This is a genomic window from Aneurinibacillus thermoaerophilus, assembly GCF_019603355.1.
GTDB classification, from domain to species: Bacteria; Bacillota; Bacilli; order Aneurinibacillales; family Aneurinibacillaceae; genus Aneurinibacillus; species Aneurinibacillus thermoaerophilus.
Genome location: NZ_CP080764.1, coordinates 2,462,774 through 2,488,324 on the forward strand (window position 1 = coordinate 2,462,774; position 25,551 = coordinate 2,488,324).

Genomic DNA, 25,551 nt, shown 5'->3' on the forward strand with positions numbered 1-25,551 from the left:
TTGTAAATAACTAAAAATGACCTTCCCCTCACTATACAAGTAAAGGAAAGGTCATGGAATCATTTGTATAAGCAAAAAGGCTTTCGGAAGACCGAACAGCCTTTTTGCTTTATTTTACGCGCTGTGCCGCCGACTCGGGCAGCATCTCTTTTTCCTGCTTTGGAAATTCCACGCCTTCTACTTTCACATTGACCTCGACTACGCGCAAACCTGTCATTGATTCAACCGCATCTTTTACATTTTGCTGTAGATTCCGGCATACTTCATCTATTTTCGAACCGTATGAAACAATAACGCGCAGGTCAATGGCCGCTTCAAATTCCCCGACTTCCACAGATACTCCCTTTTGCACATTCTTACCGCTGACCCTACGCGCCAGTCCCTCGGTAATTCCGCCTGACATCCCTGCGATACCCTCGGTTTCGCTTGCTGCGATTCCAGCGATTACGGCCACTACATCGTCCGCAATGCGTACAACTCCGTTTCCTTTTACATCATCAGTCATGGGAATTCCTCCTTTGTGTACCTAGTTAGTTTTCATTTTATTCTTTCAAATGGGCAATGACAACTTGTTTGCCGAAAGCGTCGTAAAATTTTCTAAAATGCGAGCAAGAATTTTGAAAGTTCCTCCATCTTCTCCCGCCGTACGCGGTAACACACAAACGTTCCGCGCTCCTCTGTTTCCACAAGTCCGCTATCTTTCAAGATTTTCAAATGGTGTGAAACGGTGGACTGGGCCATGCCAACAAGAGAAACGATATCACCGCAATAATATTCCTCCTGCTTTGCCAGCAAATCCAAAATGTTCAGGCGTATCGGATGACCGAGCGCCTTGCACACTTTTGCCATTTCCTCAAACTGATTATCCATAGTTCCCTTAACTCCAATCATTGCCTTTTTGTTCTCTTTTCATTATACACATGTTTTTCTTTCTTATCGTTCAAAATATGGATAACTACGCTCAAACTTTGTAAATGGAGGTTCCTATGAACAGAAAAAAGGGTGCATGGCTTGTCTGCCTTTGCGTGGCGTTCGTTTTGTTATACGCAAGTTTTCCCTGGATTCCACACCAGATTACACACGCTTTTAGCAAACAAACGGTGTATGTCGGCTCGTCTGGGCCAGACGTAAAGGAAATGCAAGGTCGGCTAAAGTTTCTTGGTTTCTATACAGGAAAAGTAGACGGCGTATTTTCATGGCGCACATATAACGCGCTGCGTAACTTCCAATACGAATTCGGTTTAAAAATTGACGGTATTCTCGGACCAAAAACGAAATTGAAGCTGTGGCAAGCGACGAAAAATTGGCGTCCTGGCCCGGGTGAAACCGCTGCTTCATCTCCGTCGCCGAAACCAAGCGAAAAGCTGCCAAAAACCAATATGGCCCTATCAAAAAACGAATTAAAAATTATGGCGAATGCCGTATACGGCGAAGCGCGCGGGGAACCGTACATAGGACAAGTCGCTGTAGCTGCGGTTATTTTGAACCGTACAAAGAGCCCATCATTCCCTGATTCTCCAAGCGCCGTCATTTTTGAACCTGGAGCTTTTACGGCAGTGGCGGACGGCCAAATCTGGCTGACGCCAAACAAAACGGCGGAAAAAGCGGTTCAGGATGCTCTTAACGGCTGGGATCCTACCGGTGGCGCTCTTTATTACTTCAACCCGGATACAGCCACATCACCATGGATTTGGACACGCCCGCAGATTAAAAAGATTGGAAAACACATTTTCTGCAAATAAAAAGCAAAGACAGACGTACCTCGCGAGTTTTTTGCTACTTACATGATAAGAAAAAACGTAGCGGGTGGGAACTTAGTTGCTCACCCGCCTGCTTTATTTTTATTCCTGCATTCTTGAATCAAAGCGGCCGGAATGCTTTTTCATGTCCGTCCGCCGCCATTCCCGCCAGATGGCCGGGAAGACATTGATCAAGTAACCCCAAAATGTAATAAACGATTCGCCCGTTTCTCTCACTTTGTATGGGATGTCTACTTCAGCGAGACGATAACCCTGGCGCACAATATTCATTGTCATTACCTGGGCGTAGTTATAATCATGAATAATGTCCATATCTCGCAACACCGGACGCGAAAAAGCGCGAAAGCCGGTTTGTCCGTCCGTAATCCATTTGCGCAGAAGCAACATCTGCAGCGCGGTAAAAAAGTAATTACCAAGCCGGCGATACAATTTCATGCCGCGCACGCGTCGACGAAAACGGGAAGCGAGCACATAATCTGCCTCGCCTTTCAAAATCGGCGCTACCACACGCGGGATATGATCAGCCGGGTATTCGTCGTCCGCGTCGATCATCACCGCAAGATCGGCACCCAGCCGATATGCTTCTTTCAACCCTTCGCGCACTGCAGCGCCTAATCCTCTGTTTTTGGAAAATGTCATAATATGTTCCGCGCCAGCGCGCTCCGCTGCTTCCACCGTACGGTCAGTCGAACCGTCATTGACAACCAGTATTTCCACTTTTACATCCGGATCAAATGCATGCGGCACTTTGGCAATAACCGTACCTACGGATGCTTCTTCATTGAATGCGGGAATAACGATGATAAGCTTCTTCATCTTCTATCGACTCCTCCGCTTTGAATGCTTCTTTTAGGATCGGTCCGCGCGCGTGATCGGGCAGCGGTACGCCTAGCAAAGCGCTAATGGTCGGGGCAAGCGATACAATGCTGCGAAATTCTTCCACCCGCTTCCCACGCTGAATCATTGGACCATGCATGAGAAACGGTACGAACCGCTCGCCAACATCCAGATGACCGTGTCCGCCAATCCCGTTTCCTTGGCCATGATCCGCCATAACAATAAACGCCGTTTCATCCATTTCGCCGCGCTTCATCAGCCAGGCGTGAAAATCAGCGATAAGTTCATCCGCTTCTTTTATTTTCTCTAGATATTCCGGGTATAGCACACCCCGGCTATGTCCGGTCTGGTCTACAGCAATCATCTGTACAACAAACAAATCAGGATTTTCCCGCTCGTAAATGACTTTGGCCTGCTCCATAATCTTTCTATCAACAATATCGTTGTGCGAAACCGCAGTGAAACTTTCAACATAATCACCGAATGCATCGATCAGATGCGCGCACCCGAACAGCACTCCCTTTTTTCCCTGCTTTTTCAGTACGTCGAATATGCTTTCCACTTTCACTAATAAACTCCATACCATATTGGATTTAATGCCATGTTCGCTCGGATACGTTCCCGTAAACATAGAAGAAAAGCAGGTAACGGTGCGAGCTGGATAAATCGTTTCCATCGTTTCATACACGGTTCCTTCCTGCATCAAACGATGCAAAAACGGCGCATCCGCTTCATAAAGACGCTCTTTGCGGCAACCATCAATAACAACCACAACCACCTTTTTTGCCAGCGGCTTTTTCGGCAAATCAGCCGGATCGGTATATGTTGGGTATTCTACCGGCTTCCAATTAAATAAATATTTGTGAATCATGTATGAAGCTACAAGCAGCGCCGCTGAAAACACCACTAGCTTTCCTAGAAGTGCCGCTGGCTCTGGCACATTATAAATCGCTGAAAAAACAAGAAGCTGAAGAAAAAACTTCGGCGCTTGCTCAAAGACATTACCACTGGTGGAGTCCGTATTTTTCAAGAATAGTTTCCAGATACGCAAGAAATTCCACCAGGTTGTACCGATCCGCAAATGATAATACAATGTTCCCCAGAAAAACACGGTGAAAAAAATATACATACCAAGACTAAACAGCAACAGCCCTATATCGAGCACACCAAACAGCCAGGTCGCGGCAAGCAGAGGCAGCCATAAAAACCATCGTAAATACAATGGAAAATCATACGCATAATAAATTACAAACAACGGCAATAAGCAGAGTAGAGCCACAAAAAATTTATCTGTCTGCCAGTCGGTTGCCACATAGTAAAGAAATGCAATGCCCGTTACATATACAGGAGTAAATGTCTTCCCTTCGTTCAACACATTCCAGCAGCGGGCCGCAATAATTTCAAACGCTGACGCTTTTTTCATTGTCGTTCTCCTCTCCCGCAAAGATAAAAGCCGGCTGCGCCGGCTCTCATGCTTCTTTAATCTTTGCCTGACTCTCCTTCGCATACTCCATCCCTTCCGCCGCGTCTTTCCGTTCATTTCTGCCGCGTAAAAGCAGATACAGCCCTAGGAAGTATCCCCAGTAAACCAGGCATTCTTCCAGCGAAGGGGAGGATGCATATCCAAACAACGCTTTAAGGAAAACACCTACATCTCCGGAAATAACAGGCGTATGTCCCGTATCGCGAATATAGTGCTGCTCATCAATCGGATGCTCTGGCATAAACCACGTTAAGTCATATACATGAGGCACGAGCGATCCGAGAATGTTCATATCCTGCAAAATTGAAATCGCCTGCACGATTAATCCAGCGGCAATCAACACAATAAATGCTCCGGTTACTTTGAAGAAAGTTTTAAGCGGAATGCGCATTGTTCCGCGGAAGAACAGAAAGGAGACAACCGCTGCAAGCACGATGCCGCCAAACGAGCCCCACGTTTGCATCGCTTTTCCAATATCGCCACCCGTAATCGCCGCGAAAAAAAATACCGTCTCAACCCCTTCGCGTAAGACGACGAGAAATGCGTGAACTACCATGCCAATCACGTTGCCCGTCGTAATAAACCTATCATATTTGCCCTTCATTTCGCTTGAAATATCCTTCGCTTGCGCCGCCATCCAAAACACCATTTGCGTGAGCAAAAGACCGGAAATGATCATAATCCCCACTTTCATGTAGGTCTGTGCGCCCATCGTAGCGAAGCCATCCAACACTACCTGGAAGACCAAGGCGAGACCAAGCGAAGCAATGATCGCAAGCGCTGCACCTAACCATACGTATTTGGTGAATTCAGGACGGTTGACCCTCTTTAAATAGGAGGTAATAATTCCGACAATGAGCAACGCTTCCAGAGCTTCGCGGAACGTAATTAAAAAAGCCTGCAACTCCATGCTCGCCACTCCCTCAAAATCACTAATCAATAATTATTTTCATTCTCATTATAAGTGGAAGAACGGGTGAAATCAATTATCCATTTCGGATACAATTGCGCCATTCCACTTTCCGATCTGGACGAATCTCATACAAAATAATGCGATGATACGTCGGGTACAGCCAAGGGTTTCCCGTAAAACGTGCGCGTTCCCTGACATATTGCCGCAAGATCGGTTTATGAAAGCCTTCCAAGACCGCATCGGTCATAAACACGGATTCAGGCTGCGCTCTCAGGCTAAGAACCGATGTTTGAAACACAGGCCAGCCGCGCAAACGAACCACCTGTAGCGACGGATGACGATAACGCATCACTCGTTCTTCTTCGTATGTGTACACCACACCTGAAGCCGGCAAATGTAGCGCGGCATAATCCGCAAGCTGCACCATCGGTGACGCCTGCGTCCGCTGATCATGAATCTGTGTCCAGCTCACCGCCGCCATACATGCGGCAAATGCCAGCAAAAAGACTCTCCCTGCTCTCCGCCAGCTTAGGAAACCAAACGCAAGTCCCTGAAGCAAAGGAACAAGCAACGGCAAAATATGGCGCGGTTTCTCTACATTCTGAGCAAAAAACGCCCACCAAAAATACGGAACAATCCACATAAAAAAAAGTCCGGCTTCACGCCAACGTGTACGCGCTGTCCGACGCACTTTCTTTTGCACCATCCACCATCCGACCAGAGCTACCGGCAAAAGAACAAGCACGCCCAGACTTATCCAGTGCTGTCCCGGCCATGGCGCGCCCAGCCCCGCCGCCAGCCACTGGCGTAACATCCAATAGCCAAAACGCTCCATGATATTTCCCCCGGTGTACGCGCCACCCCAATCGGAGAAATGACCGCCAGTAAAAGCGCGCGCAAGCTCCCACAGCCCTTGCATGCTTCCTACGTTCACCGCCATTGCATACACCCATAACAACGACACAAGAGCGGCTCCAAACGCAGCATTCGCCACGTCCATCCACCGCTTTGTATCCCGCCCATATACATATCCGGCCCAAAGCGGTACAGCTCCCAGCATGATATATGACACCCGTACACCGTACAAAAGTCCAAGCAAAATCCCGCTCACCAAAAGAGCCAGTGCTCGTCGCCGTTCGCCAAGCGTTCCATCCAGCGCACGAAGACTGCTTGCGACAAGCAATGTGGCCAGCAATGTACCAAAGCTGTCTGATAACGGCTGCGTCCCGAGCACAACCGAAAGCGGCGCTACAGCCCACAACAAGCAAGCGGCATCAGCCACCCGCTTTCCGCCGCAACGTAAAGAGATGCTATATAACGGGAAAACGGTAAGCGATGCCGCCACGGCGGATAGCGCGGACAGCGCAAGAAAGGGATTGTCAGTCAAACTGCCGAATAAAAACGCAACCAGCATATATATCGGGTAACCGGGAAAATGAGGCTGCATCGCTGCCAAATCATACTCTTGCAGCCCTAGCGCAAAATCCACATCATCCCATCCACCCGGTCCTTGCGCCAAAAACGGCAGACGGACAAGCAACGCCAAGAAGGTTATCAATGCTGCGCGCTTCATCGTTTATCCGCGCCGTTTGCGCATCGTCCGAAAAATAATGAATCCAAGTACGATCACGATCACCGCGAGCGGAACCCAGTTTTTCAAGTCACTGATACCAGTGGATGTTTTTTTCGCGTTTGCCGTATTGCCCGGTCCTTCGCCCGGTTTAAAGTGGCCAACTTCTATGTCTTTCAATTGAAACTTGTCCTGTAGCGTTTTATAAATCTCTTCTTTCTTTTCCTTGTATTTGGCCTGATCCGGCTCTTTTATCCCAACGCCGAACAAGCCCGGGTTGCCAAGCGAAGCAAGCGCTTCATCGAACGCAGCGCGCACTTTTTGGTCAAGCGCTTGGTTTTTTTCTTTCACGATCGGGGAAAGTGCTTCGTATGTAGCCCTTGCTTTTGCAAGCAAAAGTTTATTTTGTTCATAATTTTTAAAGTCTTTTTCTACACTCTCCATGCGACGTGCGATGTTCAGCACGAGCACTTGATGATACGCTTTCAGGGCCGCTTCTTTATCTTTATCCTCAAGCGCCTGAATCATCACTTTCGCCGGCTCAGGCCCCATGTGCATGTCCAGTTCTCCCTTAATAGACTGGAATACTTGAATCGCTCCGCTGTAATCCGGAGGATCCTGATTCAATTTTGCCGCCACTTGTTTGTAGTTTTCCGCTACGGCCTCTTCGTTTGGATTCCCGTATGAATACGCCCACGCCGGCACCGGCGCAAGCGTAAACATAAGCAAGCAAACAAAGAGGGCGGAAATGAACGCTGATTGTTTCATAACCATGCCCCCTGCTCTTTATGATATAATTTTTCAATTATTTACCGTAGGATGTAAGCTTGTCAAGCGCTGGTGTCATTTCTTTATAAATTGCTTCCGCTTTTTGCTTATCGCCTGCTTTCACGGCATTCAAATGTTGTTGCGCCTGTTCAAGCAGCTTATCCGCCTTCGCCTTATCTCCCAGCACTTTCGGTAAATCCAATTTTATCATATCGAGAAAAAGCGCACCTTCTAAAGAAGTAATCACCGCTTTGTCTTGTCCCCAATTTTTGAATGATTCGTCATATTCACTCTTGGCTGTAGCTGTAATTGCACGAATATACGCTGCATTTATTTTGCCACCTTTGATCGTTTTCGGATCGTTGGACAGATCAAACTGTTGGTTAATATAATCCGCAGATTCCTTATCATGCTTTGACAGGTATCCCTGAAGCGATTGGAAGAACGCCCACCCCTCAGCCTGCATCTCTTTCAACTTCTCCTGCTTCTCACCTTCTTGGACGCCTTTTTCAATTTTGTAAGCGTAGCCTTTTTCACCGCCAGAAGCGAGATAGAAACCTTTCATGAGCGATTTATCAACCATTTGTTTGCCGAGATTGTACGCCAGTTTATCACCTTTATCAATAGCGCTGTTCATTTCGGAAAATCCGGTATCAATGGCGCTCAACAGCTGAGTCTGATACGCGTTATCGCGCTTCTCCATCGTGCCTTTCAAAGAAGCTTCATAAACTTCTTTTGCGGTTGCTACCGCTTTTTTCGCTTCTTCTTTATTGTCAAATCTGTCGTCCGCCTGCTTAAACTCGTAACGTGCCGTCAAAAATGCCGTTTTCTGAAGCAGTTTATCGACGATTTGGCCCACTACTGACGCAGGCATCTGTCCCGCTTTACCGGCGGTAAGCGCTGCAGTCAGCTGCTCATCAACCTTTTCTTTATATTCTCCATCCAGCATCTGAACGTGCTGCTTCAGCTTTTCGTCGTATGCTTTCTGCGCCTTATCCCAATCTACCGGCGTTTTGTCTTCACCTTTCTTCACCAAGCTAACAAGTTCTTTTAACGCGGAAGTATAAGCGGTAGCATTAAATTGCCCTTCTTGCGGCTTGTTCGATTCTGTTTTCGTTTCCGTTGCCTGCGCCTGTTTACTCTCCGTCTGCGACTTAGCTGCTTCCTGTCCAGTACCGCATCCAGATAGTACAAACATCGTCGCGACTGCTATAGTGGTCAATACTTTCCATGCTTTCATTATCGAAATCCCTTCTCCCTCTAGGTGCTTATAAAGATAATACAGATAATACAGTAAAATTTATTATCATTTCATGTTCGCTATATAGTTTAGTGCGAATGATAACTATTGTCAATAAAAAGAAAGAAACTTATTCTCCGTTATAACATTTTTTATCGCCCCATCCCTCTGTACTGAAAACCAGCGCGTTCCCAGACGCTTCTGTTATACAAATTACGAAAATCAAACAACACTTTTTTCTTCATTACTCTACCCAGCTTTTCTGCATCAAGCGCAAGAAATTCGGGCCATTCAGTCAATACCAGCACCGCGCAGGCCCCCTTTGCTGTTTCATACGGATTCTTCCCGTATGCCAGCTGTTTCCTCCACCTCTTTTTCGCATTGATGAGCGCCTCCGGATCATACACCGAGACTTGTGCGCCTTCCTTAAGTAACTGTTCGATAATGGCAACAGCCGGTGATTCGCGCATATCGTCCGTTCCCGCTTTGAACGCGAGCCCAAAAACAGCAAGCCTAATGCCTCTTAAATCAGAAAATTCTTGTTTTACTTTTTCCGCCACATAAAGTTTATGCCGTTTATTGCTTTCGATTACCGCTTCTACAATCGTAAGCGGCGCTTCTGCTTCCCGCGCGGACAAGGCGAATGCTTCCGTATCTTTCGGCAGGCACGAACCTCCGTAGCCAGGTCCTGGCGACAGATACTGGTTCCCAATGCGCGGATCGGCTCCCAACGCCTTCACCACAGCTGTGACATCCGCCCCCATCGCATCGCACAGCCGCGCGATTTCATTTATAAAAGCAACTTTCATCGCCAAAAAGCTGTTGGCGCTGTATTTAATCATTTCCGCCGTTCTGAAATCCGTGATTAAAAACGGTACCCCGGCCTTTACTAGTGGAGCGTACAGCGCTCGCATCGTTTCTACCGCTCGTTCGCTTTCCGCGCCGATAACAATCCGAGCCGGATGGAAAAAGTCTCGCAGCGCTTGCCCTTCTCTTAAGAACTCTGGGTTAGCCACCACATCGCAGGACCATCGACCTTGTGCCGTTTTACGCAGCACATCCTGCACCTTTTCACATGTACCAAGCGGAACTGTACTTTTAATAACGACAACCGTATCCGTCCCGCTATGCCGCCCGATGGTTTCAGCCACTTCCAACACCGCTGATACGTCAGCGGCTCCTTTTTCCATCCCTGGTGTTCCTACCGCAATAAAAACGATATCCGCCCATGTGACACCTTCCACAACGTTTGTTTCAAATGAAAGCCTTCCCTCCGCCACCTGCTGGTGCAGCTCTTCTTCCATCTCCGGTTCGTAAAACGGAAGGTCTCCTTCGGAAAGCAATGCGATTTTCTTTTCATCTATATCGAAACAGCGAATTTTGTTGCCGAAATGAGCCAGACCAGTAGCTACGGCTAGCCCCGCATATCCCGCTCCGATTACAGCTATTTTTTTCATTTTCCGTTTCTCCTATCGATATGTGAAAAATTTTTGCTTTTTTCTTCTTCTTTGTTTTACACTATTGTTTAGGTTATTCATCCGCAAACCAAAAATCAAGGAATCGGTGAAGAAAGCGAGGGAATTTTTTGAATCAGAAAATGTTTTTTGCGCTCGTCATCGCGCTGACAGCGCTAAGCGGCTGGGCACATTACTTCACCCAATCATCCGGCCTGCAATTTGTCACAACCTCGGCGGCCATCATTATGCTGGCTGCGCTTCTCGGCCGCGCAACGGAGAATGTCGCCCATTACGCTGGCGAACGCATCGGCGGCTTTCTGAACGCTACGTTTGGCAACGCGGCTGAACTTATTATCGCCATTTTCCTTATTAAAGAAGGTTTGTTCGACATGGTGAAAGCGAGCATCACTGGCTCCATCATCGGGAACTTGCTGCTCGTCCTTGGACTCAGCGTTATCGCTGGTGGCCTAAAATTCAAAGAACAGCGCTTTAACCCGATTCTGGCCGGCCATAACGCGTCGCTCATGCTGCTTTCCGTAATCGCGCTGTTTATTCCGGCCGTATTTCTTAAACAGTTGAAGCCGGAGCGTATCGACACACTGAGTTTGATTATCGCTGGCCTTCTTATTATCGCTTACATACTGTGGCTCATCTTCTCTATGATTACGCATAAAGAAGAACTGGCCGATCAGGCGGTTGAAGAAGAAATCGAGGAAGGTCAGCGCTGGGGGAAAGGATTCTCTATTATTATGCTGGTAGTGGCTACCGTCTTCGTCGCGATTACAAGCGAGTGGCTGGTGCATAGTATTGAAGAGGTGGCACACGCCCTCGGCTGGTCCGAAATCTTCGTCGGTGCCTTCGTGATTGCGATTGTCGGTAACGCTGCCGAACACAGCGCAGCTATCTTCCTCGCATTGAAAAATAAAATCGGCGCGTCCGTGGAAATCGCGGTCGGCAGCAGCCTGCAAATCGCGCTATTCGTGGCACCAACGCTCGTTTTTGTTAGCCTTATCTTCGGCAAACAGATGGATCTTATATTCACGGCGTACGAATTAGCTGCCATCGGCGTAAGCGCGTTTATCGCGTCGTCCATCTCCCGCGACGGAAACACCAACTGGTACGAAGGCGTGCTGCTCATTGTCGTGTATGTTATCCTTGGCGCCGCGTTTTACTTTCTATAAAAGGAGTGAGAAAATATGGCAGACGTTATTACCATCAGCGGCAATGTAAAATACAGCATTACCCTTGATCCAAGCGTCTGGATTTTCGATGATCGGAAATTCAAATTAGAGGATTTCTTTGCGAACATCGGCCAAGAAAAAACTGAAGGTGCTGATGATTCTCTTATGAAAATCGGGCAACGGTGGGATCGCGAATTAACGCAAGGTGTCGCCCCAACGCAACAAAGCGAGAAACTGTTCGCAGAAAAGAAAAAAATCGTGGGCGATTACGGTATGAACCTTGGCCCATTCCTGAAAAACGCGGAACCGAACGAAACCGCTTCTACCCTGGTTTGTAAACGGGAAAGCGGTGAAGAAATACGTATTCCTTTAAGCGAGGCATATGAAGCGGTTGTCTGTTTCGCGATCGACGGCAAACCGATCCGCAAAGATGGTCCCGTTTACCTGTATTATGGGGATGGCCGCAACATGGACAATCCCATTAAAGGGATTACCGGATTCGAAATTATATAATCTATACACAAAAACCTGGAAGAAGCATTCCTTTCTCCGGGTTTTTGTGTATATGGAAAACATCTGTATATATCACACCTGTTAATATTTATTTTCTGAGGCAAACAAACTTCTTGTCGACAAAAAAAGACTCCGCAAAAGCGGAGCCAAAAAACAACAACTCTCAACCATTTGAATAAGTTGTCATAAAAAGAATAATATAAAATTCAGCAAGAAACAATAGAAAATTTAGGAAATCCACCTGTTTTTACGCAAAAATCGACAAAAAATTAGCGCTTTGCCTCTAAAATTTTATGCGGCACCCGATGACGTTCCAAAAGTGCAAGAAACGTTTCTTCTTTCTGGAAAGATAATCGACAACTCAACGTGCTAGCAAAATAAAGATGAATCCTTTCCTCTTCTCCAGCCAAAAAACGAAGACGATACACTTCATCCAAATCCTGAAGGCCGAAGAAGTAAGTAAGCCGTTCAGGCGTAAGCTTTGTCGTAAAGGTCCGGCTCAACAACACGCCGTCCTTCCGGTATTCGCGCTGTTCTGCTTTCTGCGCGCCCATCAGCGTCAAGAATGCCACCGCCCTCTCCATTCCGGCAAACTTAACGATTTCCGCGTCATTATATTCGATCTCTACGTCTGTCAATTCATCCTGTAATGCTTGCAACATACAGTAAAACAGCTTGCGAATCACCAGATTGCCGGGAGAAAGCCTGTGATCATCAAAGCGGTATACGTATTGTGCTTCCTGCTGTTTGTTATTCGTAATTCTGTGCAAGTATAAATACTGCACGACGCTTCCCCTCCGCGTTTTACTGCCGTTCTTTAATGCGCTTTAATGCCGCGTGATCCAGGCGCTTTAACAGCGCCAGCAAAAGCTGTTTAGCCGCCTCATAATCATCGCGATGAATAATGGCTGCGTGGCTGTGGATATAGCGGGCCGGAATGCCGATAACAGCCGATGGAACCCCTTTTCCCGTCAAGTGTACTCGTCCCGCATCCGTTCCGCCCGGAGAAACGAAAAATTGATAACGAATGCCTAACTCTTCAGCCGTATCAATCATAAAATCACGCAACCCTGGCAACGTTACCATCGTCCGGTCCATAATACGCATCAATAGCCCTTTCCCGAGCTTGCCCATCCCTTCCTTGAGACCCGGAATATCCCCGGCCGGACTTGCATCCAACGCAAAGAACACATCCGGCTCGATCATGTTTGCCGCCGTCCCGGCGCCACGCAAGCCAACTTCCTCCTGCACCGTCGCTCCGCCATAAATTATGTTCGGGTGCTTCGCATCTTTCATTTCCTGCATCATTTCCACGGCAAGCGCGCAACCATACCGATTATCCCATGCTTTAGCCATCATCTTCTTCGGATTTCCCATTACCGTGAACGGACAAACGGGCAAAATAGGCTGTCCGGGACGGACGCCAATTTCCTCTGCGTCTTCTTTATTATCCGCTCCGATATCGATGAACATATCTTTTATATCCATCGGTTTATTCTTTCTGCTTTCCGGCAACACATGCGGTGGAATGGAACTGATAACGCCCATGATCGGGCCGTTGTTCGTGATAATCTGTACGCGTTGCGCCAGCAGAACCTGGCTCCACCATCCGCCCAGCGGCTGAAACTGGATAAACCCTTGATCCGTAATGCGTGTTACCATAAAACCAACCTCATCCATATGACCAGCTACCATAATTTTCGGGCCGTTCTCGTCGCCGCGCAGCACACCAAAAATGCTTCCCAAATTATCAAAAACGATCTCATTTGTCGTTTCACTTATGTACTCCTTTATAATGGCACGAACTTCTCCTTCAAATCCAGGAGCACCGCACGCTTCTGTTAACCGTTTAAACAGCGTCATTTGTTTATCCATACAATCTTACCCCTTTACCCTTTTTCGTATCTTTCTTGAGCATACCAGAAAAAAACAAAAAGACCAATTAATCAGCCTTCTGTAAAACAGCCGCCCGGCATTTGCGGGCAATTTCCGGTACGGCAATTCCAAGCAAAATCACAGCTACGCCAAACCATTGCCAAGCGCTTACGCTTTCTTTCAACACCGTATTCGACATAAATACGGCCATAGGAAGCTCTGCAGCACCTAAAATCGTAGCAAGCCCTCCACCGATATGAGGCACGCCGAGCGTAAAAAAAAGCGTCGGAATCACACCGCCGAACAGGGCCAAAAGCAGTGAATACACAAGCAGTCCTTCCGCAAACGCTCCATTAATAAGAAAGACAGGTGGGTAAACCAGAAACGTCACAAGTACCGAACCGGTAAGAATGACAGCGGAACGTGTGTAAGGATGAAGATCTTCTGAAGCTTTTCCGCTAAAAATAACAAACATCGCATACGTAAATGCGGAAAGAAGTCCGTATACCACCCCGATCAGCTTAAGCTCTCCGAATGTCGAGGAAAATATGCCACCAGCCAGTACCGTACCGATGGCAAGCAAAACGAGTGCCCCTATTTTTTCCCAGCCGGGCCGCCTCCGTTCCATTACAGCTTCTGCCAGCACACCGATCCAGGTGAACTGGAATAGCAGGACAATCGCAATCGAAGCCGGGACATATTGCAAAGATTGATAATAAAACACACCGGTCAGTCCGCTCATCACACCGATTCCCATTAGCACAGGCCAATGCTTTTTTTTCAATCTTGGCTTAGAAAATAAAAGCGCAACCGTCCACATGAATGTCATAGCCAAAAACATCTGGCTACCGCTGACTTCCGCTGGCACAAACCCCGCTTGATATGCGAGCTTAACGAATGTTGATAATATTCCGTAACTGCACGCACCGAGAAATACAAGCAGCACGGAACGCCAGTACACCATCTCTACGCCATCTCCTTTCTGCAATGTAGGCTTCTTGTCAACTCTCCACCTATGGCTAACGCTTATAGGTAGGGGGAGTCTGTGCGATTTTAGATAAAAAAACTGCCCTTTTATTGTACTACATTTCTATACAAACAATGACAAACATATCCCGTCCCCGATCAGGGAACCATGTTATCAGGAGGTGCTGGACTGATGAGAAAAGGGATTATCCCGATCGCGCTCGGAACGGCCGTTACGTTGACCGGGCTTAGCATGATGAACCGTCGCCATACGGATATTCAGCCTAACAATTCTTATGCTTGGGGACTGGCCGGCTTTGGGCTTGCTCACATCGTGCTCGGCGCTATCGACGCGGCGCGTGATAACCAAGATGAAGGGAAAGACTTTTTCTAATTGGTAACATCCTTTCTCAATCATTATACCTGTTCAAGCAAAAAAGCCAGCAAATGACTTGCTGGCTTCGCCAATTTCGACAAAAATAGTGTTAACTAAATACCGGTTCAGCAAATTTCGCCAATTTTTCAAAAGAGCTTTTGTCCACATCCGCATGCAAACTATTGCCATGCGAATCCATCGTAACAATGGCAGCAAACCCTTCTACCTGAAGGTGCCACATTGCCTCCGGAATACCAAATTCAAGGAAATCAACACCTTCTACTTTCTTCACGCAATCTGCATAGTACTGGGCTGCGCCTCCGATAGCATTGAGGTATACGCCGCCGTGTTCCTTAAGTCCCTGAAGTGTTTTCGAGCCCATACCGCCTTTGCCGATAACAACACGAATGCCGAATTTCTTCATAATATCCGCTTGATACGGCTCCTCACGGATGCTTGTCGTCGGACCAGCCGCTTTGACGTGCCATTCACCGTTCTCATCTTTCAACATAACCGGACCACAGTGATAAATAACGCCGCCATTCAAATCAACCGGACAGTCGTGATCCATCATGTACTTATGGAAAGCGTCACGCCCTGTGTGAATCAGACCGTTAATAATCACCACATCGCCCACTTTCAGGCTGCGCACTTGTTCTTCTGTAATTGGATATTGCAGGACAACCTGACGGCGCTCTTCCACCTGCACTGGCTGCTCTTGCACACCCTCATTCAGGTCAATTTTTCCTTCTTCTTTATATAACCAGTCCTTAATTGCACCAGTTGCCGGGTCAATCGTTACCCCCTGACGGCGGAACGCCCAACAGTTGTAGGCCACGGATACGAAAAAACTTGCAGGCAGACGATTTATGGCGCCGATTTTACAGCCCAATAACGTTGTTTCACCGCCGAAGCCCATCGTACCGATGCCAAGTGCGTTCGCCTTTTCCATAATGTAGTCTTCCAGTTTCGCAAGTTCCGGGTTCGGATTCACATCATCCACTTTGCGGAAGAGCTGCTCTTTTGCAAGCGCATAACCGGTCGTCCGGTCACCGCCAATGCCCACACCAATAAAGCCGGCGCTACAGCCCTGTCCCTGCGCCTGGTATACGCTATGCAAAATGCATTTACGGATACCATCCAGGTCACGGCCTGCTTTGCCAAGCCCTTCAAGCTCAGTCGGAAGGCTATACTGGATGTTTTTGTTCTCACAGCCGCCGCCTTTCAAAATCAGCTTCACTTCAATTTCGTCTTTCTCCCATTGTTCGAAGTGAATCACCGGCGTTCCCGGTCCAAGGTTTGTGCCGCTGTTCTCACCGGTCAATGAATCGACGGAGTTCGGACGCAACTTGCCGTTCTTTGTTGCGAGTTCAATTGCTTCCTGAATGGCTTTCTTCATTTCAATCTGATTCGATCCTACTGGTGTATGCACTTCGAACGTTGGCATACCAGTGTCCTGACAGATAGGCGATACATTTGTTTCCGCCATTTCAATATTTTGTGCAATCGTAGCTAGAGAAAGAGCCGCACGAGTGCCCGCGTTTTCTTTTTGTCTTGCTTTTGCAATCGCTCTGCGCACATCCGGAGGCAGATTGGTGGATGTTTCGACGATCAGCTTGTATATGCTATCCTTAAACTGTTTCATACACTCCTACCCCTTTTTGTGAAAAATCACTTTCAATTGTTTATTATATCGGACATTTCCCGAAGGGGAAAGGAATTTATCTATGCTGAATCTTTTAGGCTTTTGGGAAAGAAAATATGAAAATCACAGTCCGCCTCGTTTCATTCCCCACCATATCAATACGGCAAGCAAGATAAAGGCTCCCGCTTTTATAAATGGATTCCCTTTTTTTCGAGGCAACCCAACAATCGCTGAAGCAAGAAAACCGCCGATAAGCCCCCCCAAGTGGGCATAATTATCGATAATCTGCGGTGATAAAAAACCGATAGCCAGGTTAATTCCAAGCACAACAAGAATATTTGTCCCAAGCGTTTGAAAAAACAAGGATTTATTCTGTGTGCCAAAATATAACAGCGCGCCAAACAAGCCAAATATTGCGCCAGACGCCCCTGCGGAAAGATTGGGAGAAAACGCAAAGCTCCCTACGACCCCACTGATGCCAGCAAGCATGTAAATGATAAAGTACCTGACCGAACCATATAACTGCTCAGTCAACGTTCCCAGAGAATATAATGCAAACCCATTAAATAGAATATGCATCAAACCAATATGCAAAAACATCGGAGTAATAAAGCGCCACCATTCTCCTTCAAGAATCAGCGGTGTATATTTTGCCCCGAAAAAGAGAAGAACGCGAGGATTTTGGCTTCCTCCGCTCAGTTCCATCAAAATAAACAGCGCGATAATAATGACGAGGAAAAAATACGTAAAGCGCGGCCTGCCGTAAAAAAACGTTTCTCGCAGTTCCCGCTCCCGTTCCACTTCTGTCTGTTCGATGCGCTGCATCCAATACGAAGCCGGAGGATCATTTTCCGAAATCTCTGTTTCCGCAAACAAAGCCGAAGAATACAGCATATGATTTCCCGAGCTTTCCCCCTTGCTTATCCAGCGTCTCTCTAAAAGCGCATAAGCGGCAACATCGAGCGAAACTTGGAATTCGTCTATCCCTTGCTCGGCGCGTAGCGCTTCCCGCATACTATCCGCTACCGATTCATAACATACATATACGATCCTGCCTTTCATAGCCCGCACGCCGAACCGCCTGCGCAAATCTTCTAGGCGCGCGGCACTCTCCCGCACATCATATATCAGCGTGCCTTCCCATAAAAAGTCGGCGAGCCGAAGCTGGATGTAGTGGCACTCTTTTCCTTTCTGCCGCAACAAATGAACGATCCCTTCTTCTGAGTGAAGCACCGTATAATCTTCTTCTACCACAAGCCGATATGAAATTTTCCATATGTACTGATATGCAATGGTGTTGTTCAAAAAATTCTTCCTTTCTATGTAAATATCATTGATCCATCTCTTCCAACATCTCCCCATACTTATATATACTATACATGCATACTAAATGTAATTCCTACATATAAAGGAGGTGGTGGCCTTCATGGAAAAAAGAGCCATCATTGAGCTCTCTGATGTTTCAAAATCATATGCAACATCCGGGCATATTGCCATGCCACTATGCGGTATCACGGCTTCTGTCCCGCAAGGCGCCTTCATTACAATTACAGGCCCTTCCGGAACCGGAAAAAGCACGCTGTTCCGCCTGTTAACTCGCCTTGAAGAGCCTGACAAAGGACGTATCGTCTATCAGGGAAAACCGCTTTCTGACTGGAATCCTCCCGAACTGCGCCGAAACCTGCATTATGTCTTCCAAGTACCCATTTTGTTCCCTGGCACCGTAGCGGACAATCTCGATTATCCCACAAAAATCAGGGGCGGCAAATTAGAAAAACAAGAGATGCAAAAATTGCTAGATCGTGTCAGCCTCCCCCGTGATTACTTATCACGCAACGTTGGAGAGCTATCCGGCGGTGAAAAACAACGAGTCAATATCGCCCGGTCACTGTCGCTTGCACCGGATGTGCTGCTACTGGATGAACCAACCTCTGCACTCGATAAAAAAACAACGGAACATATCGAACAGGAAATCCGCAATTACCACGCGAAAGGACACACTATACTATGGATTACCCATTCTCCGGAACAGGCAACACGCCTCGGAAACATCCAATGGCATCTTGAAGGTGGGCGATTGAAGGAGCGTACGATCAAATGAGTATACTGGCTACCATTATGACTGTTAGTTTCGTATTTATTGCCATACTTTTATCGCTCCAGCTTAGACTAAAGCTTGAACGTGACATGTTTATCGGCACGATCCGCGCGATCATTCAATTAGTCGCTGTGGGATATGTACTGGAATTCGTGTTTTCAAGCCGGCACTGGGCGTTTATTGCTTGCATGCTGTTCATGATGGTTCTTGTTGCAGCCCATAATTCGGCCAAACGAGGCAAAGGCGTTCCGCATGTATTTGCTCGTATTTTTTTCACCATCTCGGTTGTAACTGGATTCACAATTGGTATGATGCTGGCGCTTGATCTGATTCACTGGGAGCCGAAATCCATCATTCCAATCAGCGGTATGGTGATCGGCAACTGCATGATCGTCTCTTCCCTCCTGCTTAACCAAATGCGAGAACGAGCAGAATCAATGCGGGAAGAAATTCTCGTGGCGCTTTCGCTAGGAGCTACAAGCCGCCAGGCAAGCGAACGTATGACCCGCCAGGCAATTCGCGCCGGTATGATCCCGGTTATTGATTCTATGAAAACGATCGGGCTCGTCCAGCTTCCCGGCATGATGACCGGATTAATTATCGCGGGTACAAGTCCCATTGAAGCGGTTCGCTATCAACTATTGATTATGTTTTCGTTTACGGCCGCTTCCGCCCTGACAAGCATTATTCTCGGTTTTCTCGTCTACCCCACCCTTTTCAACCGCAACCATCAATACATAGGTTGGAAATAAGAAAAACAAAGGGGACGTGTTTGTCCCTACAAAAGAGGGACAAACACGCCCCGTTTTTTTGTATGCTATATTATCTCAGTAGCTGGAAGAGCTATCGTCACGCTTATCGTAGTGAGCGGTCGGATAGCACGAAGGCGACATTGGTTGCTGTGCCGAGGCAGTCGGGTATGGCATTGCATAATAGCCTTTTTTGTAATAATGTTCATACATTTTTCTGTGGTAACAATAACGTTTATAATACTTCTTGTAGTGCTTTTTATGATGCATATGCTTATGACACTTGTACTCGTAATACTTCATCTTCTCCATGTGATAGTAACACTTAACGATTTCCACATCCGTCGTCTGAACCATGCCCATGGGATAATGAGAATACACGTGTAACTTCCTCCATTCATGTATTTTTTTAATCTGCTACACTGTATTCACCCATGAGACGGTAAGACACGACACTTGCCCAGAGGCGGCAAATTAGGTGCCTGCCTACTTTAACTTTGTGGAGGTGAACACCATTTGCAAGCGAAAAAGACAAGCGAATCCCGCACGATTATGACCGATATTGTGCTACCCCCAGACACGAACTACCATGGCACAATTTTCGGGGGCAAAGTTATGGCATATATTGATAAAGTCGCTAGCATCACGGCTATGCGACACTGCCGCAGGCAAGTAGTGACCGCATCAAGTGACAGCCTCGATTTTTTGGCGCCGATCTGCACGAGTGAAGCCATCTGCTTAGAAGCCTATGTATCATGGACACACAACACATCCATGGAGGTTTATGTAAAAGTAGAAGCGGAAAATCTGCTTACAGGAGAACGCCGTTTAACTTCACAGGCTTATTTGACGTTCGTCGCCTTAGACGAGAACGGCAAACCAACGCCCGTTCCGCCTGTGCTTCCCGAAACAGAAGAAGAACGCTGGAACTACCGCACCGCCCCTGAGCGTTTCGAAATCCGCAACCGACGTCGCACTCTGGCAAAACAACAGTACACAACCGAGTAGGAAAGAAGAGTCATCCCCGTCCTCTCACCTATGAAAAAATGCAAGTTCTTGTTTGGTCGACACCCTTGTCTTAAGCTAATGGCTACTACTGCTTTCGCCATTCGGGACTTGAACCCTGGAGATGACGCCCATGCCAGGCGCATCACCAAAAATAGCCAAAGGAAGGACTTCCTTTGGCTATTTTATGTAATCAAATGGATTATTGCTTAATGGCATAAAGGCTCAGGTACGGTTCGTCTCCGCCTCCTGTATTCGTCCTATCAAAAATGCGGAAGCCATGCGAACGCAAAACATTCTGAATCTCCTCTTCTCCATACAATTGGTGAAAGATATTGTCAATAACCACATCTCCTTCACCCAGACGGTAAGAAGAAAAAAATACACCACCCGGCTTTAATACTCGATATACTTCATCTAAAGCCTTATGTAAATCCTCTTTTGTAAGATAAATGAGTGAAGCGTTCGCCCACACACCGTCATACCGTTCGCTTCCCGTCGGAATATGGCGGAAATCCCCTTGAATAAATTCCACACCCTGGACTTTTTGTTTGGCCTGCTCAAGCATAACTTCGCTAATATCAAGCCCTTGCACCTGCAGGTCATACCGCTTGAGCCGAAGCGCATCATGCCCCGCGCCGCAACCGAGATCCAACACGCAATTACCGCCCAGAAGCATTTGAAACGCTGAAATAAATTGTATCGTCAGTTCATGATGACGCCATTTCACCCCTGTCTGATTGGCCAGTTTATCAAAAGAAGCCCGATTCCGCTCTACGTAATCCATGCTTTCACCTCCCGCCCCTTTTCCTCAATTCTAGCTAATTAAGGAATAGAATGCTACATGCTGTGAATAGAAACGAGGGATGTAGGCTCATTCACGTGCCATAAGGCACGCCTGAGTCTAGCGTAAATTCCTCTCATGACTGAAGTCACGAGCATCCTTTACGCAAAACATGAAATTTGAAACGGCTGATATACACCTGAAGCACTTCTGCTTTCTTAAAAATAATCTACTTTTTGTTTTCGGTTGAAGAAAATAAAAGCCGTTCATACATGCTAAAAAAACGCTTCAATGTGTATTGATACTTTTCTAAGGCTTGAGACCACGTATCAAGGTATTCATTTCCTACATCAGTGATAGAGTACATCCTTTTGGGAGGTCCCCCGCTGGAAACTTCCCAACGTGATTGCACAAATTTTTCACTCTCTAACTGCCGCAAGATCCGGTATACATAACCAGGATCAATAGAAGAAAATCCGAATTCTACCAAATCATGAACAATTTGATATCCATAGTTACTCATCCGGCGGAGCAAAAGCAAGACACAGGGTATCAGTAAATTTTTCGGCGCGCTCGCGCTACAGACGTAAACTTTATCTTTACTATGTTCGTTTTTGCTATTCCCCATAACATACTTCTCCCCCTTATCGTGTCCTATTCATTTCACTATACGAACAACCAAACAGAAAAATAACATATATTTTTTAATTTTTTAAAGATTTTTGTTTGTATATTTTACCTACCATACGTAATATAAAAGTGAGAGATTAAAAACAGGAGGGATTCGCGTGGCATCCAATCAAACGTTCGATCCAGTGCAAATGTGGAAGAGTTGGTACGACCTTGTGGAAAAAACTTTCGGGAAAACGATAGACGATTTCATTAAGACAACAGAATACGCGTCTATGATCGGAGAATATCAAAAATGGTTTTTTTATTCCCAGGAGCAATACAAGAAGATGGTAGACCAAATTCTCAATGAAAATAACCTGCCCAGCAAAGAAGAAATTGCCCGCGTCGCCCAACTGGTCATCCAGTTGGAAGAAAAGGTGGAAAAACTGGACGAAAGATTGGATGATGAAATATTGTCAACACTGAACGAAATCAAAGAAACACTGAAAAAGAGTAAAAACGCAAACCAAAAAGCAACAATATAAATATTCAGTAAAATTTCAGTAAGATTCTATAAATAAGGCGAGAGGTCAGGAATAGGCAACAAAAAAGACACGAGCCTTTTCTGTTACGAGCCTGACCCCTCATTTCTTCTTTCTATACTTACTGCAAAACACGCCCATTTATTTCATGCCTTAAACATCGTTGCTTCCTTCTCTTCGGTACGCCCAATGGTTGGTTGGACCGTGGCCGTGTCCGATACCGAGCGGATGACTAATAGCGGCCGTAATGAAGACCTTTGCCTGCTTTACTGCCTCCCGAACGTTTTTTCCAGAGGCGAGCCCCGCCGCGATGGCGGCCGCAAACGTGCAGCCGGTACCGTGCGTATGCTGCGTATGGAATCGTTCAGCGGACAATTCTACAAACTCGCGCCCGTCATACAACAGGTCGGTCACAATGTCGTCTGTGCCGTGTCCACCTTTAATTACTACATGTTGCGCTCCCCAATCGTGAAGCAATTTAGCCGCTTCTTTCATCTCTTCTTTCGTTTCAATCTTTTCCATGCCTGTCAACACTTTCGCCTCCGGAAGATTAGGAGTAACGACCGTCGCAAGCGGCAGCAGATGTTCCTTGACGGCAGCCACCGCTTCCGTAACTAACAAAGGGGCACCTCCTTTGGCAACCATGACCGGATCGAGCACATAATTACGCACATTATATTCCTTGAGTTTTTTTGCGACCGTTTCAATAATGATGCTATTAAATAGCATCCCCGTTTTTACTGCGTCCGTCCCGATATCCGAAAGCACCGCATCCATTTGCTGCGCGATAAACTCAGGAGGAACTGGAAACACGCCGTGTACCCCCTGCGTATTCTGTGCCGTAAGTGCGGTAAGTACGGACATGCCGTATACACCAAGCTCCTGAAATGTCTTTAAGTCCGCCTGAATACCGGCGCCGCCGCCGCTATCAGACCCTGCTACTGTTAGTGCTTTATGCACTGTCATTATACACACCTCTCTTCGCTGTCTGCTTCCTGCATTTTCCCTTCATATACAAAAAACGCCCCCCGGTGGAGTGGCGTGTGAGATGCATATATAAGCGCAGCTACGCGGCATCACCCGTCCACTTCCCTCCGCCGGCATTATCCGGATCAGGTTCTAAGGGTCGAAGCAAGCGCTTCTCTCAGCCCAAGAGCTCCCCTAGTGGCGGTTTTCGTATTGAGTTCATTCCAATGGTACTCCTTCTACGCCAAAGCGTCAAGAAGAACCAGAAAAGAATCATCCTCTCTTTTTGACTCTTTTACTCTTCCATAGTCGACAGATCACCAGTCGGCAGACCAAGCTCCCACGCTTTTAGCACACGACGCATAATTTTGCCAGAACGCGTCTTTGGAAGCTTGTCGCGAAATTCGATCTGGCGCGGTGCCGCATGTGCAGCAAGACGCTCTTTAACGAAAAGACGAATTTCTTCTTTTAGAGCGTCACTCGCCTCATATCCTGCACGAAGCGTAATAAACGCCTTAATAATCTCTCCACGCACCGGATCCGGTACCCCGATTACGCCGGCTTCTGCCACCGCCGGATGCTCTACCAGTTTGCTTTCAACCTCAAATGGACCAACACGTTCGCCGGACGTATTAATGACATCATCCACGCGCCCTTCAAACCAGAAATAGCCGTCTTCATCCATATACGCAGAATCACCAGAAATATACCAACCAGTTCTAAAGTATTCTTCATACTTAGCCGGATTGTTCCAGATTTGGCGCATCATAGCCGGCCATGGTGGCATAATCGCGAGGTTCCCCATTGTATTCGGCGGCAATTCATTGCCTTCGTCATCAACAACCGCCATCTTAATGCCGGGCAACGGCTTCCCCATCGAACCCGGACGAATCGGCATGGAACGGTAGTTTGCGCAGATGGTCGAACCCGTTTCTGTCATCCACCAGTTATCATGAATACGTAGGTTCAGCACATCCAATCCCCAGCGGATAACTTCCGGGTTAAGCGGCTCTCCCGCTGAAAGAATATGCCTCAAATGGGAAAGGTTATACCGTTTCGGCAATTCATCCCCTTCACCCATCAGCATACGAAATGCGGTCGGCGCACTGAACCACACGTTCACTTTATATTTCTCCAGCGTAGCGTACCAATCGGCTGGCTTAAAGCGTCCACCGCGCAGCACAACCGTCACACCGTTCAACCACGGCGCCCACATACCCGCTGATGTTCCGGTTACCCATCCCGGATCCGCCGTACACCAGTAAACATCACCTTCGCGCAGGTCGTATACCCATTTTCCGGACAGGTATTGATGCACCATGGCATCATGCACCTGATAAACGCCTTTCGGCTTACCGGTGGAGCCCGATGTGTAATGCAACAGCATGCCTGATTCACGCTCTACCCACTCGATTATATATTCATCGGATATGGACATTAGTTCCTGATACAACGTTTGATTTTCTGCTGTTTTTCCTTCGGCTCCGACAAGAATCACGTGTTTTAATTCCGGCAATTCCTCCACAGGAATGCGATACAGCAAGGACTGTGTCGTTACGACAGCCACGGAACCGCTGTCCAGCAAACGATCGCGCACCGCATCCTCCATAAACGCTTCAAACAGCGGACCCGCGATGGCACCGATGCGTACAATTCCAAGCAAAGCAATATACAGCTCGGGACTGCGCGGCATAAAAATAAAGACCCTGTCACCTTTTTTTACACCTTTCGCCTTCAATCCATTAGCGAATCGGCAGGACAACTGACGCAACTCCGCGTACGTGTATCGTTCTTCCCGCTCTCCATCCATATAAAGCAACGCGATCTTATCGCCATTTCCTGTATCTACATGCCTATCAATCGCCTCGTATACAATGTTTACGTTTCCTGTTTCATGCCAGGAAAAATTCTTCTCCACTTCTTTCCAATCCATGGTACGAACGGCTTCCTCGTAATTTTTTAAATTTGCCGTTTCGTCAAGCATCATAATATCCTGTAGTCCTTCTTTTGTAGCCATGATTTCTACCCCCATCCCCAAACGAATGCAATTTTCCCCAAGCCCTTATCGTTCTATCTATATGTCTTGGTGTTTGTATACATCTTGTTATATAACAATGTACTACATGTATTCGACAAAATAAAGCGTTTACCTTTTTAAAATTATGATTTTTTATATTTATTTTAGTTTTCATTGATGTTTCCTTTACGCTT

The 25,551-nt window shown here is 47.0% G+C and carries 27 protein-coding genes and 1 riboswitch; of the genes, 8 read left to right on the top strand and 19 right to left on the bottom strand.

The window, feature by feature from the left end; genetic code table 11:
• Positions 1-109: 109 nt before the first annotated feature.
• Both K3F53_RS12830 and K3F53_RS12835 read right to left on the bottom strand, forming a co-directional pair.
• Entirely contained in the window at positions 110-505 is a 396-nt protein-coding gene (locus tag K3F53_RS12830; protein WP_057898194.1) for an Asp23/Gls24 family envelope stress response protein, read from the bottom strand.
• 92 nt (positions 506-597) lie between these two features.
• A complete protein-coding gene (locus K3F53_RS12835) occupies positions 598-870 on the bottom strand; it encodes an ArsR/SmtB family transcription factor (protein ID WP_162265004.1) in 273 nt (90 codons plus the stop codon).
• 116 nt (positions 871-986) lie between these two features.
• On the opposite strand from K3F53_RS12835, the gene sleB reads away from it, so the two are divergent.
• The gene (sleB, locus tag K3F53_RS12840; protein ID WP_091260368.1) at positions 987-1,742 is read left to right on the top strand and encodes a spore cortex-lytic enzyme; all 756 of its coding nucleotides are present in this window, start codon (positions 987-989) and stop codon (positions 1,740-1,742) included.
• 99 nt (positions 1,743-1,841) lie between these two features.
• On the opposite strand, the gene K3F53_RS12845 is transcribed toward sleB, so the two are convergent.
• The 7 genes from K3F53_RS12845 to K3F53_RS12875 all read right to left on the bottom strand — a co-directional run bounded on the left by K3F53_RS12845 (position 1,842) and on the right by K3F53_RS12875 (position 10,028).
• Positions 1,842-2,576, bottom strand: coding sequence for a glycosyltransferase family 2 protein (locus K3F53_RS12845; RefSeq protein ID WP_057898191.1), 735 nt, complete (start codon positions 2,574-2,576; stop codon positions 1,842-1,844).
• Positions 2,539-4,020, bottom strand: coding sequence for an alkaline phosphatase family protein (locus tag K3F53_RS12850; protein WP_220559027.1), 1,482 nt, complete (start codon positions 4,018-4,020; stop codon positions 2,539-2,541). The genes K3F53_RS12845 and K3F53_RS12850 overlap by 38 nt, the downstream gene beginning before the upstream one ends.
• A 46-nt stretch (positions 4,021-4,066) precedes the next feature.
• Positions 4,067-4,990, bottom strand: a complete 924-nt coding sequence (locus tag K3F53_RS12855; RefSeq protein WP_057898189.1) for an FTR1 family iron permease — start codon at positions 4,988-4,990, stop codon at positions 4,067-4,069.
• Between the two features lie 76 nt (positions 4,991-5,066).
• Positions 5,067-6,566, bottom strand: a complete 1,500-nt coding sequence (locus tag K3F53_RS12860) for a glycosyltransferase family 39 protein (RefSeq protein WP_057898188.1) — start codon at positions 6,564-6,566, stop codon at positions 5,067-5,069.
• Between the two features lie 3 nt (positions 6,567-6,569).
• Positions 6,570-7,331, bottom strand: a complete 762-nt coding sequence (locus tag K3F53_RS12865; protein WP_057898187.1) for a hypothetical protein — start codon at positions 7,329-7,331, stop codon at positions 6,570-6,572.
• A 37-nt stretch (positions 7,332-7,368) separates the two neighbouring features.
• Positions 7,369-8,571 carry a hypothetical protein gene (locus K3F53_RS12870; RefSeq protein ID WP_220559028.1) on the bottom strand — a complete coding sequence of 401 codons (1,203 nt, stop codon included), beginning with the start codon at positions 8,569-8,571 and terminating at the stop codon, positions 7,369-7,371.
• A gap of 152 nt (positions 8,572-8,723) precedes the next feature.
• Positions 8,724-10,028, bottom strand: coding sequence for a UDP-glucose dehydrogenase family protein (locus tag K3F53_RS12875; RefSeq protein ID WP_057898185.1), 1,305 nt, complete (start codon positions 10,026-10,028; stop codon positions 8,724-8,726).
• A gap of 128 nt (positions 10,029-10,156) precedes the next feature.
• Here K3F53_RS12875 and cax point away from each other — a divergent pair, with 128 nt between their 5' ends.
• Positions 10,157-11,209: a calcium/proton exchanger gene (cax, locus tag K3F53_RS12880; RefSeq protein ID WP_246615636.1), complete on the top strand. Its 1,053-nt coding sequence runs from the start codon at positions 10,157-10,159 to the stop codon at positions 11,207-11,209.
• 15 nt (positions 11,210-11,224) lie between these two features.
• Positions 11,225-11,722: a hypothetical protein gene (locus K3F53_RS12885; protein ID WP_057898183.1), complete on the top strand. Its 498-nt coding sequence runs from the start codon at positions 11,225-11,227 to the stop codon at positions 11,720-11,722.
• A gap of 269 nt (positions 11,723-11,991) precedes the next feature.
• Here K3F53_RS12885 and K3F53_RS12890 read toward each other — a convergent pair whose 3' ends face one another.
• From K3F53_RS12890 to K3F53_RS12900, 3 genes are all read right to left on the bottom strand, one after another.
• Positions 11,992-12,507: a hypothetical protein gene (locus K3F53_RS12890; protein ID WP_057898182.1), complete on the bottom strand. Its 516-nt coding sequence runs from the start codon at positions 12,505-12,507 to the stop codon at positions 11,992-11,994.
• Positions 12,508-12,526: 19 nt separating this feature from the next.
• Complete coding sequence (locus tag K3F53_RS12895; RefSeq protein ID WP_057898181.1) at positions 12,527-13,597, bottom strand: M42 family metallopeptidase; 1,071 nt, start codon at positions 13,595-13,597, stop codon at positions 12,527-12,529.
• A 67-nt stretch (positions 13,598-13,664) separates the two neighbouring features.
• Positions 13,665-14,585 (bottom strand): EamA family transporter, encoded by a 921-nt coding sequence (locus K3F53_RS12900; protein WP_322787657.1) that lies wholly within the window; start codon positions 14,583-14,585, stop codon positions 13,665-13,667.
• Between the two features lie 171 nt (positions 14,586-14,756).
• On the opposite strand from K3F53_RS12900, the gene K3F53_RS12905 reads away from it, so the two are divergent.
• A complete protein-coding gene (locus K3F53_RS12905; RefSeq protein ID WP_057898179.1) occupies positions 14,757-14,957 on the top strand; it encodes a hypothetical protein in 201 nt (66 codons plus the stop codon).
• A gap of 91 nt (positions 14,958-15,048) precedes the next feature.
• Here the strand turns inward: K3F53_RS12905 and K3F53_RS12910 are convergent, their stop codons facing one another.
• A complete protein-coding gene (locus K3F53_RS12910) occupies positions 15,049-16,584 on the bottom strand; it encodes a fumarate hydratase (protein ID WP_220559029.1) in 1,536 nt (511 codons plus the stop codon).
• Between the two features lie 123 nt (positions 16,585-16,707).
• Positions 16,708-17,889, bottom strand: coding sequence for a rhomboid family intramembrane serine protease (locus K3F53_RS12915; RefSeq protein ID WP_057898177.1), 1,182 nt, complete (start codon positions 17,887-17,889; stop codon positions 16,708-16,710).
• 121 nt (positions 17,890-18,010) lie between these two features.
• Here K3F53_RS12915 and K3F53_RS12920 point away from each other — a divergent pair, with 121 nt between their 5' ends.
• Both K3F53_RS12920 and K3F53_RS12925 read left to right on the top strand, forming a co-directional pair.
• Positions 18,011-18,685 carry an ABC transporter ATP-binding protein gene (locus K3F53_RS12920; RefSeq protein ID WP_220559030.1) on the top strand — a complete coding sequence of 225 codons (675 nt, stop codon included), beginning with the start codon at positions 18,011-18,013 and terminating at the stop codon, positions 18,683-18,685.
• The gene (locus K3F53_RS12925; RefSeq protein WP_057898175.1) at positions 18,682-19,434 is read left to right on the top strand and encodes an ABC transporter permease; all 753 of its coding nucleotides are present in this window, start codon (positions 18,682-18,684) and stop codon (positions 19,432-19,434) included. The genes K3F53_RS12920 and K3F53_RS12925 overlap by 4 nt, the downstream gene beginning before the upstream one ends.
• A 75-nt stretch (positions 19,435-19,509) precedes the next feature.
• Here K3F53_RS12925 and K3F53_RS12930 read toward each other — a convergent pair whose 3' ends face one another.
• Complete coding sequence (locus K3F53_RS12930) at positions 19,510-19,812, bottom strand: hypothetical protein (RefSeq protein ID WP_139184944.1); 303 nt, start codon at positions 19,810-19,812, stop codon at positions 19,510-19,512.
• Positions 19,813-19,983: 171 nt separating this feature from the next.
• Between K3F53_RS12930 and K3F53_RS12935 the strand changes: the two genes are divergently transcribed.
• Positions 19,984-20,439: an acyl-CoA thioesterase gene (locus tag K3F53_RS12935; RefSeq protein ID WP_057900260.1), complete on the top strand. Its 456-nt coding sequence runs from the start codon at positions 19,984-19,986 to the stop codon at positions 20,437-20,439.
• 199 nt (positions 20,440-20,638) lie between these two features.
• Here K3F53_RS12935 and K3F53_RS12940 read toward each other — a convergent pair whose 3' ends face one another.
• Positions 20,639-21,223, bottom strand: coding sequence for a class I SAM-dependent methyltransferase (locus K3F53_RS12940; protein WP_057898173.1), 585 nt, complete (start codon positions 21,221-21,223; stop codon positions 20,639-20,641).
• A 226-nt stretch (positions 21,224-21,449) separates the two neighbouring features.
• On the bottom strand, positions 21,450-21,848 hold the full coding sequence (locus K3F53_RS12945; protein ID WP_057898172.1) for a helix-turn-helix transcriptional regulator: 399 nt from the start codon (positions 21,846-21,848) through the stop codon (positions 21,450-21,452).
• Between the two features lie 160 nt (positions 21,849-22,008).
• Here K3F53_RS12945 and K3F53_RS12950 point away from each other — a divergent pair, with 160 nt between their 5' ends.
• On the top strand, positions 22,009-22,377 hold the full coding sequence (locus K3F53_RS12950; RefSeq protein WP_057898171.1) for a restriction endonuclease subunit S domain-containing protein: 369 nt from the start codon (positions 22,009-22,011) through the stop codon (positions 22,375-22,377).
• Positions 22,378-22,527: 150 nt separating this feature from the next.
• On the opposite strand, the gene thiD is transcribed toward K3F53_RS12950, so the two are convergent.
• Positions 22,528-23,340 carry a bifunctional hydroxymethylpyrimidine kinase/phosphomethylpyrimidine kinase gene (thiD, locus tag K3F53_RS12955; RefSeq protein ID WP_057898170.1) on the bottom strand — a complete coding sequence of 271 codons (813 nt, stop codon included), beginning with the start codon at positions 23,338-23,340 and terminating at the stop codon, positions 22,528-22,530.
• A 106-nt stretch (positions 23,341-23,446) separates the two neighbouring features.
• Positions 23,447-23,547: riboswitch (TPP riboswitch) on the bottom strand.
• An 88-nt stretch (positions 23,548-23,635) separates the two neighbouring features.
• Positions 23,636-25,357: an acetate--CoA ligase gene (gene acsA / locus K3F53_RS12960; RefSeq protein WP_057898169.1), complete on the bottom strand. Its 1,722-nt coding sequence runs from the start codon at positions 25,355-25,357 to the stop codon at positions 23,636-23,638.
• Positions 25,358-25,551: the final 194 nt, after the last annotated feature.

Coding starts and splice junctions, on each gene's coding strand:
- acsA (WP_057898169.1), bottom strand. CDS start 25,357: ATGGCTACAAAAGAAGGACTACAGGATATTATGATGCTTGACGAAACG.
- K3F53_RS12830 (WP_057898194.1), bottom strand. CDS start 505: ATGACTGATGATGTAAAAGGAAACGGAGTTGTACGCATTGCGGACGAT.
- K3F53_RS12850 (WP_220559027.1), bottom strand. CDS start 4,020: ATGAAAAAAGCGTCAGCGTTTGAAATTATTGCGGCCCGCTGCTGGAAT.
- K3F53_RS12855 (WP_057898189.1), bottom strand. CDS start 4,990: ATGGAGTTGCAGGCTTTTTTAATTACGTTCCGCGAAGCTCTGGAAGCG.
- K3F53_RS12910 (WP_220559029.1), bottom strand. CDS start 16,584: ATGAAACAGTTTAAGGATAGCATATACAAGCTGATCGTCGAAACATCC.
- thiD (WP_057898170.1), bottom strand. CDS start 23,340: ATGACAGTGCATAAAGCACTAACAGTAGCAGGGTCTGATAGCGGCGGC.
- K3F53_RS12875 (WP_057898185.1), bottom strand. CDS start 10,028: ATGAAAAAAATAGCTGTAATCGGAGCGGGATATGCGGGGCTAGCCGTA.
- K3F53_RS12940 (WP_057898173.1), bottom strand. CDS start 21,223: ATGGATTACGTAGAGCGGAATCGGGCTTCTTTTGATAAACTGGCCAAT.
- K3F53_RS12860 (WP_057898188.1), bottom strand. CDS start 6,566: ATGAAGCGCGCAGCATTGATAACCTTCTTGGCGTTGCTTGTCCGTCTG.
- K3F53_RS12870 (WP_220559028.1), bottom strand. CDS start 8,571: ATGAAAGCATGGAAAGTATTGACCACTATAGCAGTCGCGACGATGTTT.
- K3F53_RS12865 (WP_057898187.1), bottom strand. CDS start 7,331: ATGAAACAATCAGCGTTCATTTCCGCCCTCTTTGTTTGCTTGCTTATG.
- K3F53_RS12905 (WP_057898179.1), top strand. CDS start 14,757: ATGAGAAAAGGGATTATCCCGATCGCGCTCGGAACGGCCGTTACGTTG.
- K3F53_RS12925 (WP_057898175.1), top strand. CDS start 18,682: ATGAGTATACTGGCTACCATTATGACTGTTAGTTTCGTATTTATTGCC.
- K3F53_RS12945 (WP_057898172.1), bottom strand. CDS start 21,848: ATGGGGAATAGCAAAAACGAACATAGTAAAGATAAAGTTTACGTCTGT.
- sleB (WP_091260368.1), top strand. CDS start 987: ATGAACAGAAAAAAGGGTGCATGGCTTGTCTGCCTTTGCGTGGCGTTC.
- K3F53_RS12835 (WP_162265004.1), bottom strand. CDS start 870: ATGGATAATCAGTTTGAGGAAATGGCAAAAGTGTGCAAGGCGCTCGGT.
- K3F53_RS12935 (WP_057900260.1), top strand. CDS start 19,984: ATGACCGATATTGTGCTACCCCCAGACACGAACTACCATGGCACAATT.
- K3F53_RS12895 (WP_057898181.1), bottom strand. CDS start 13,597: ATGGATAAACAAATGACGCTGTTTAAACGGTTAACAGAAGCGTGCGGT.
- K3F53_RS12920 (WP_220559030.1), top strand. CDS start 18,011: ATGGAAAAAAGAGCCATCATTGAGCTCTCTGATGTTTCAAAATCATAT.
- K3F53_RS12845 (WP_057898191.1), bottom strand. CDS start 2,576: ATGAAGAAGCTTATCATCGTTATTCCCGCATTCAATGAAGAAGCATCC.
- K3F53_RS12885 (WP_057898183.1), top strand. CDS start 11,225: ATGGCAGACGTTATTACCATCAGCGGCAATGTAAAATACAGCATTACC.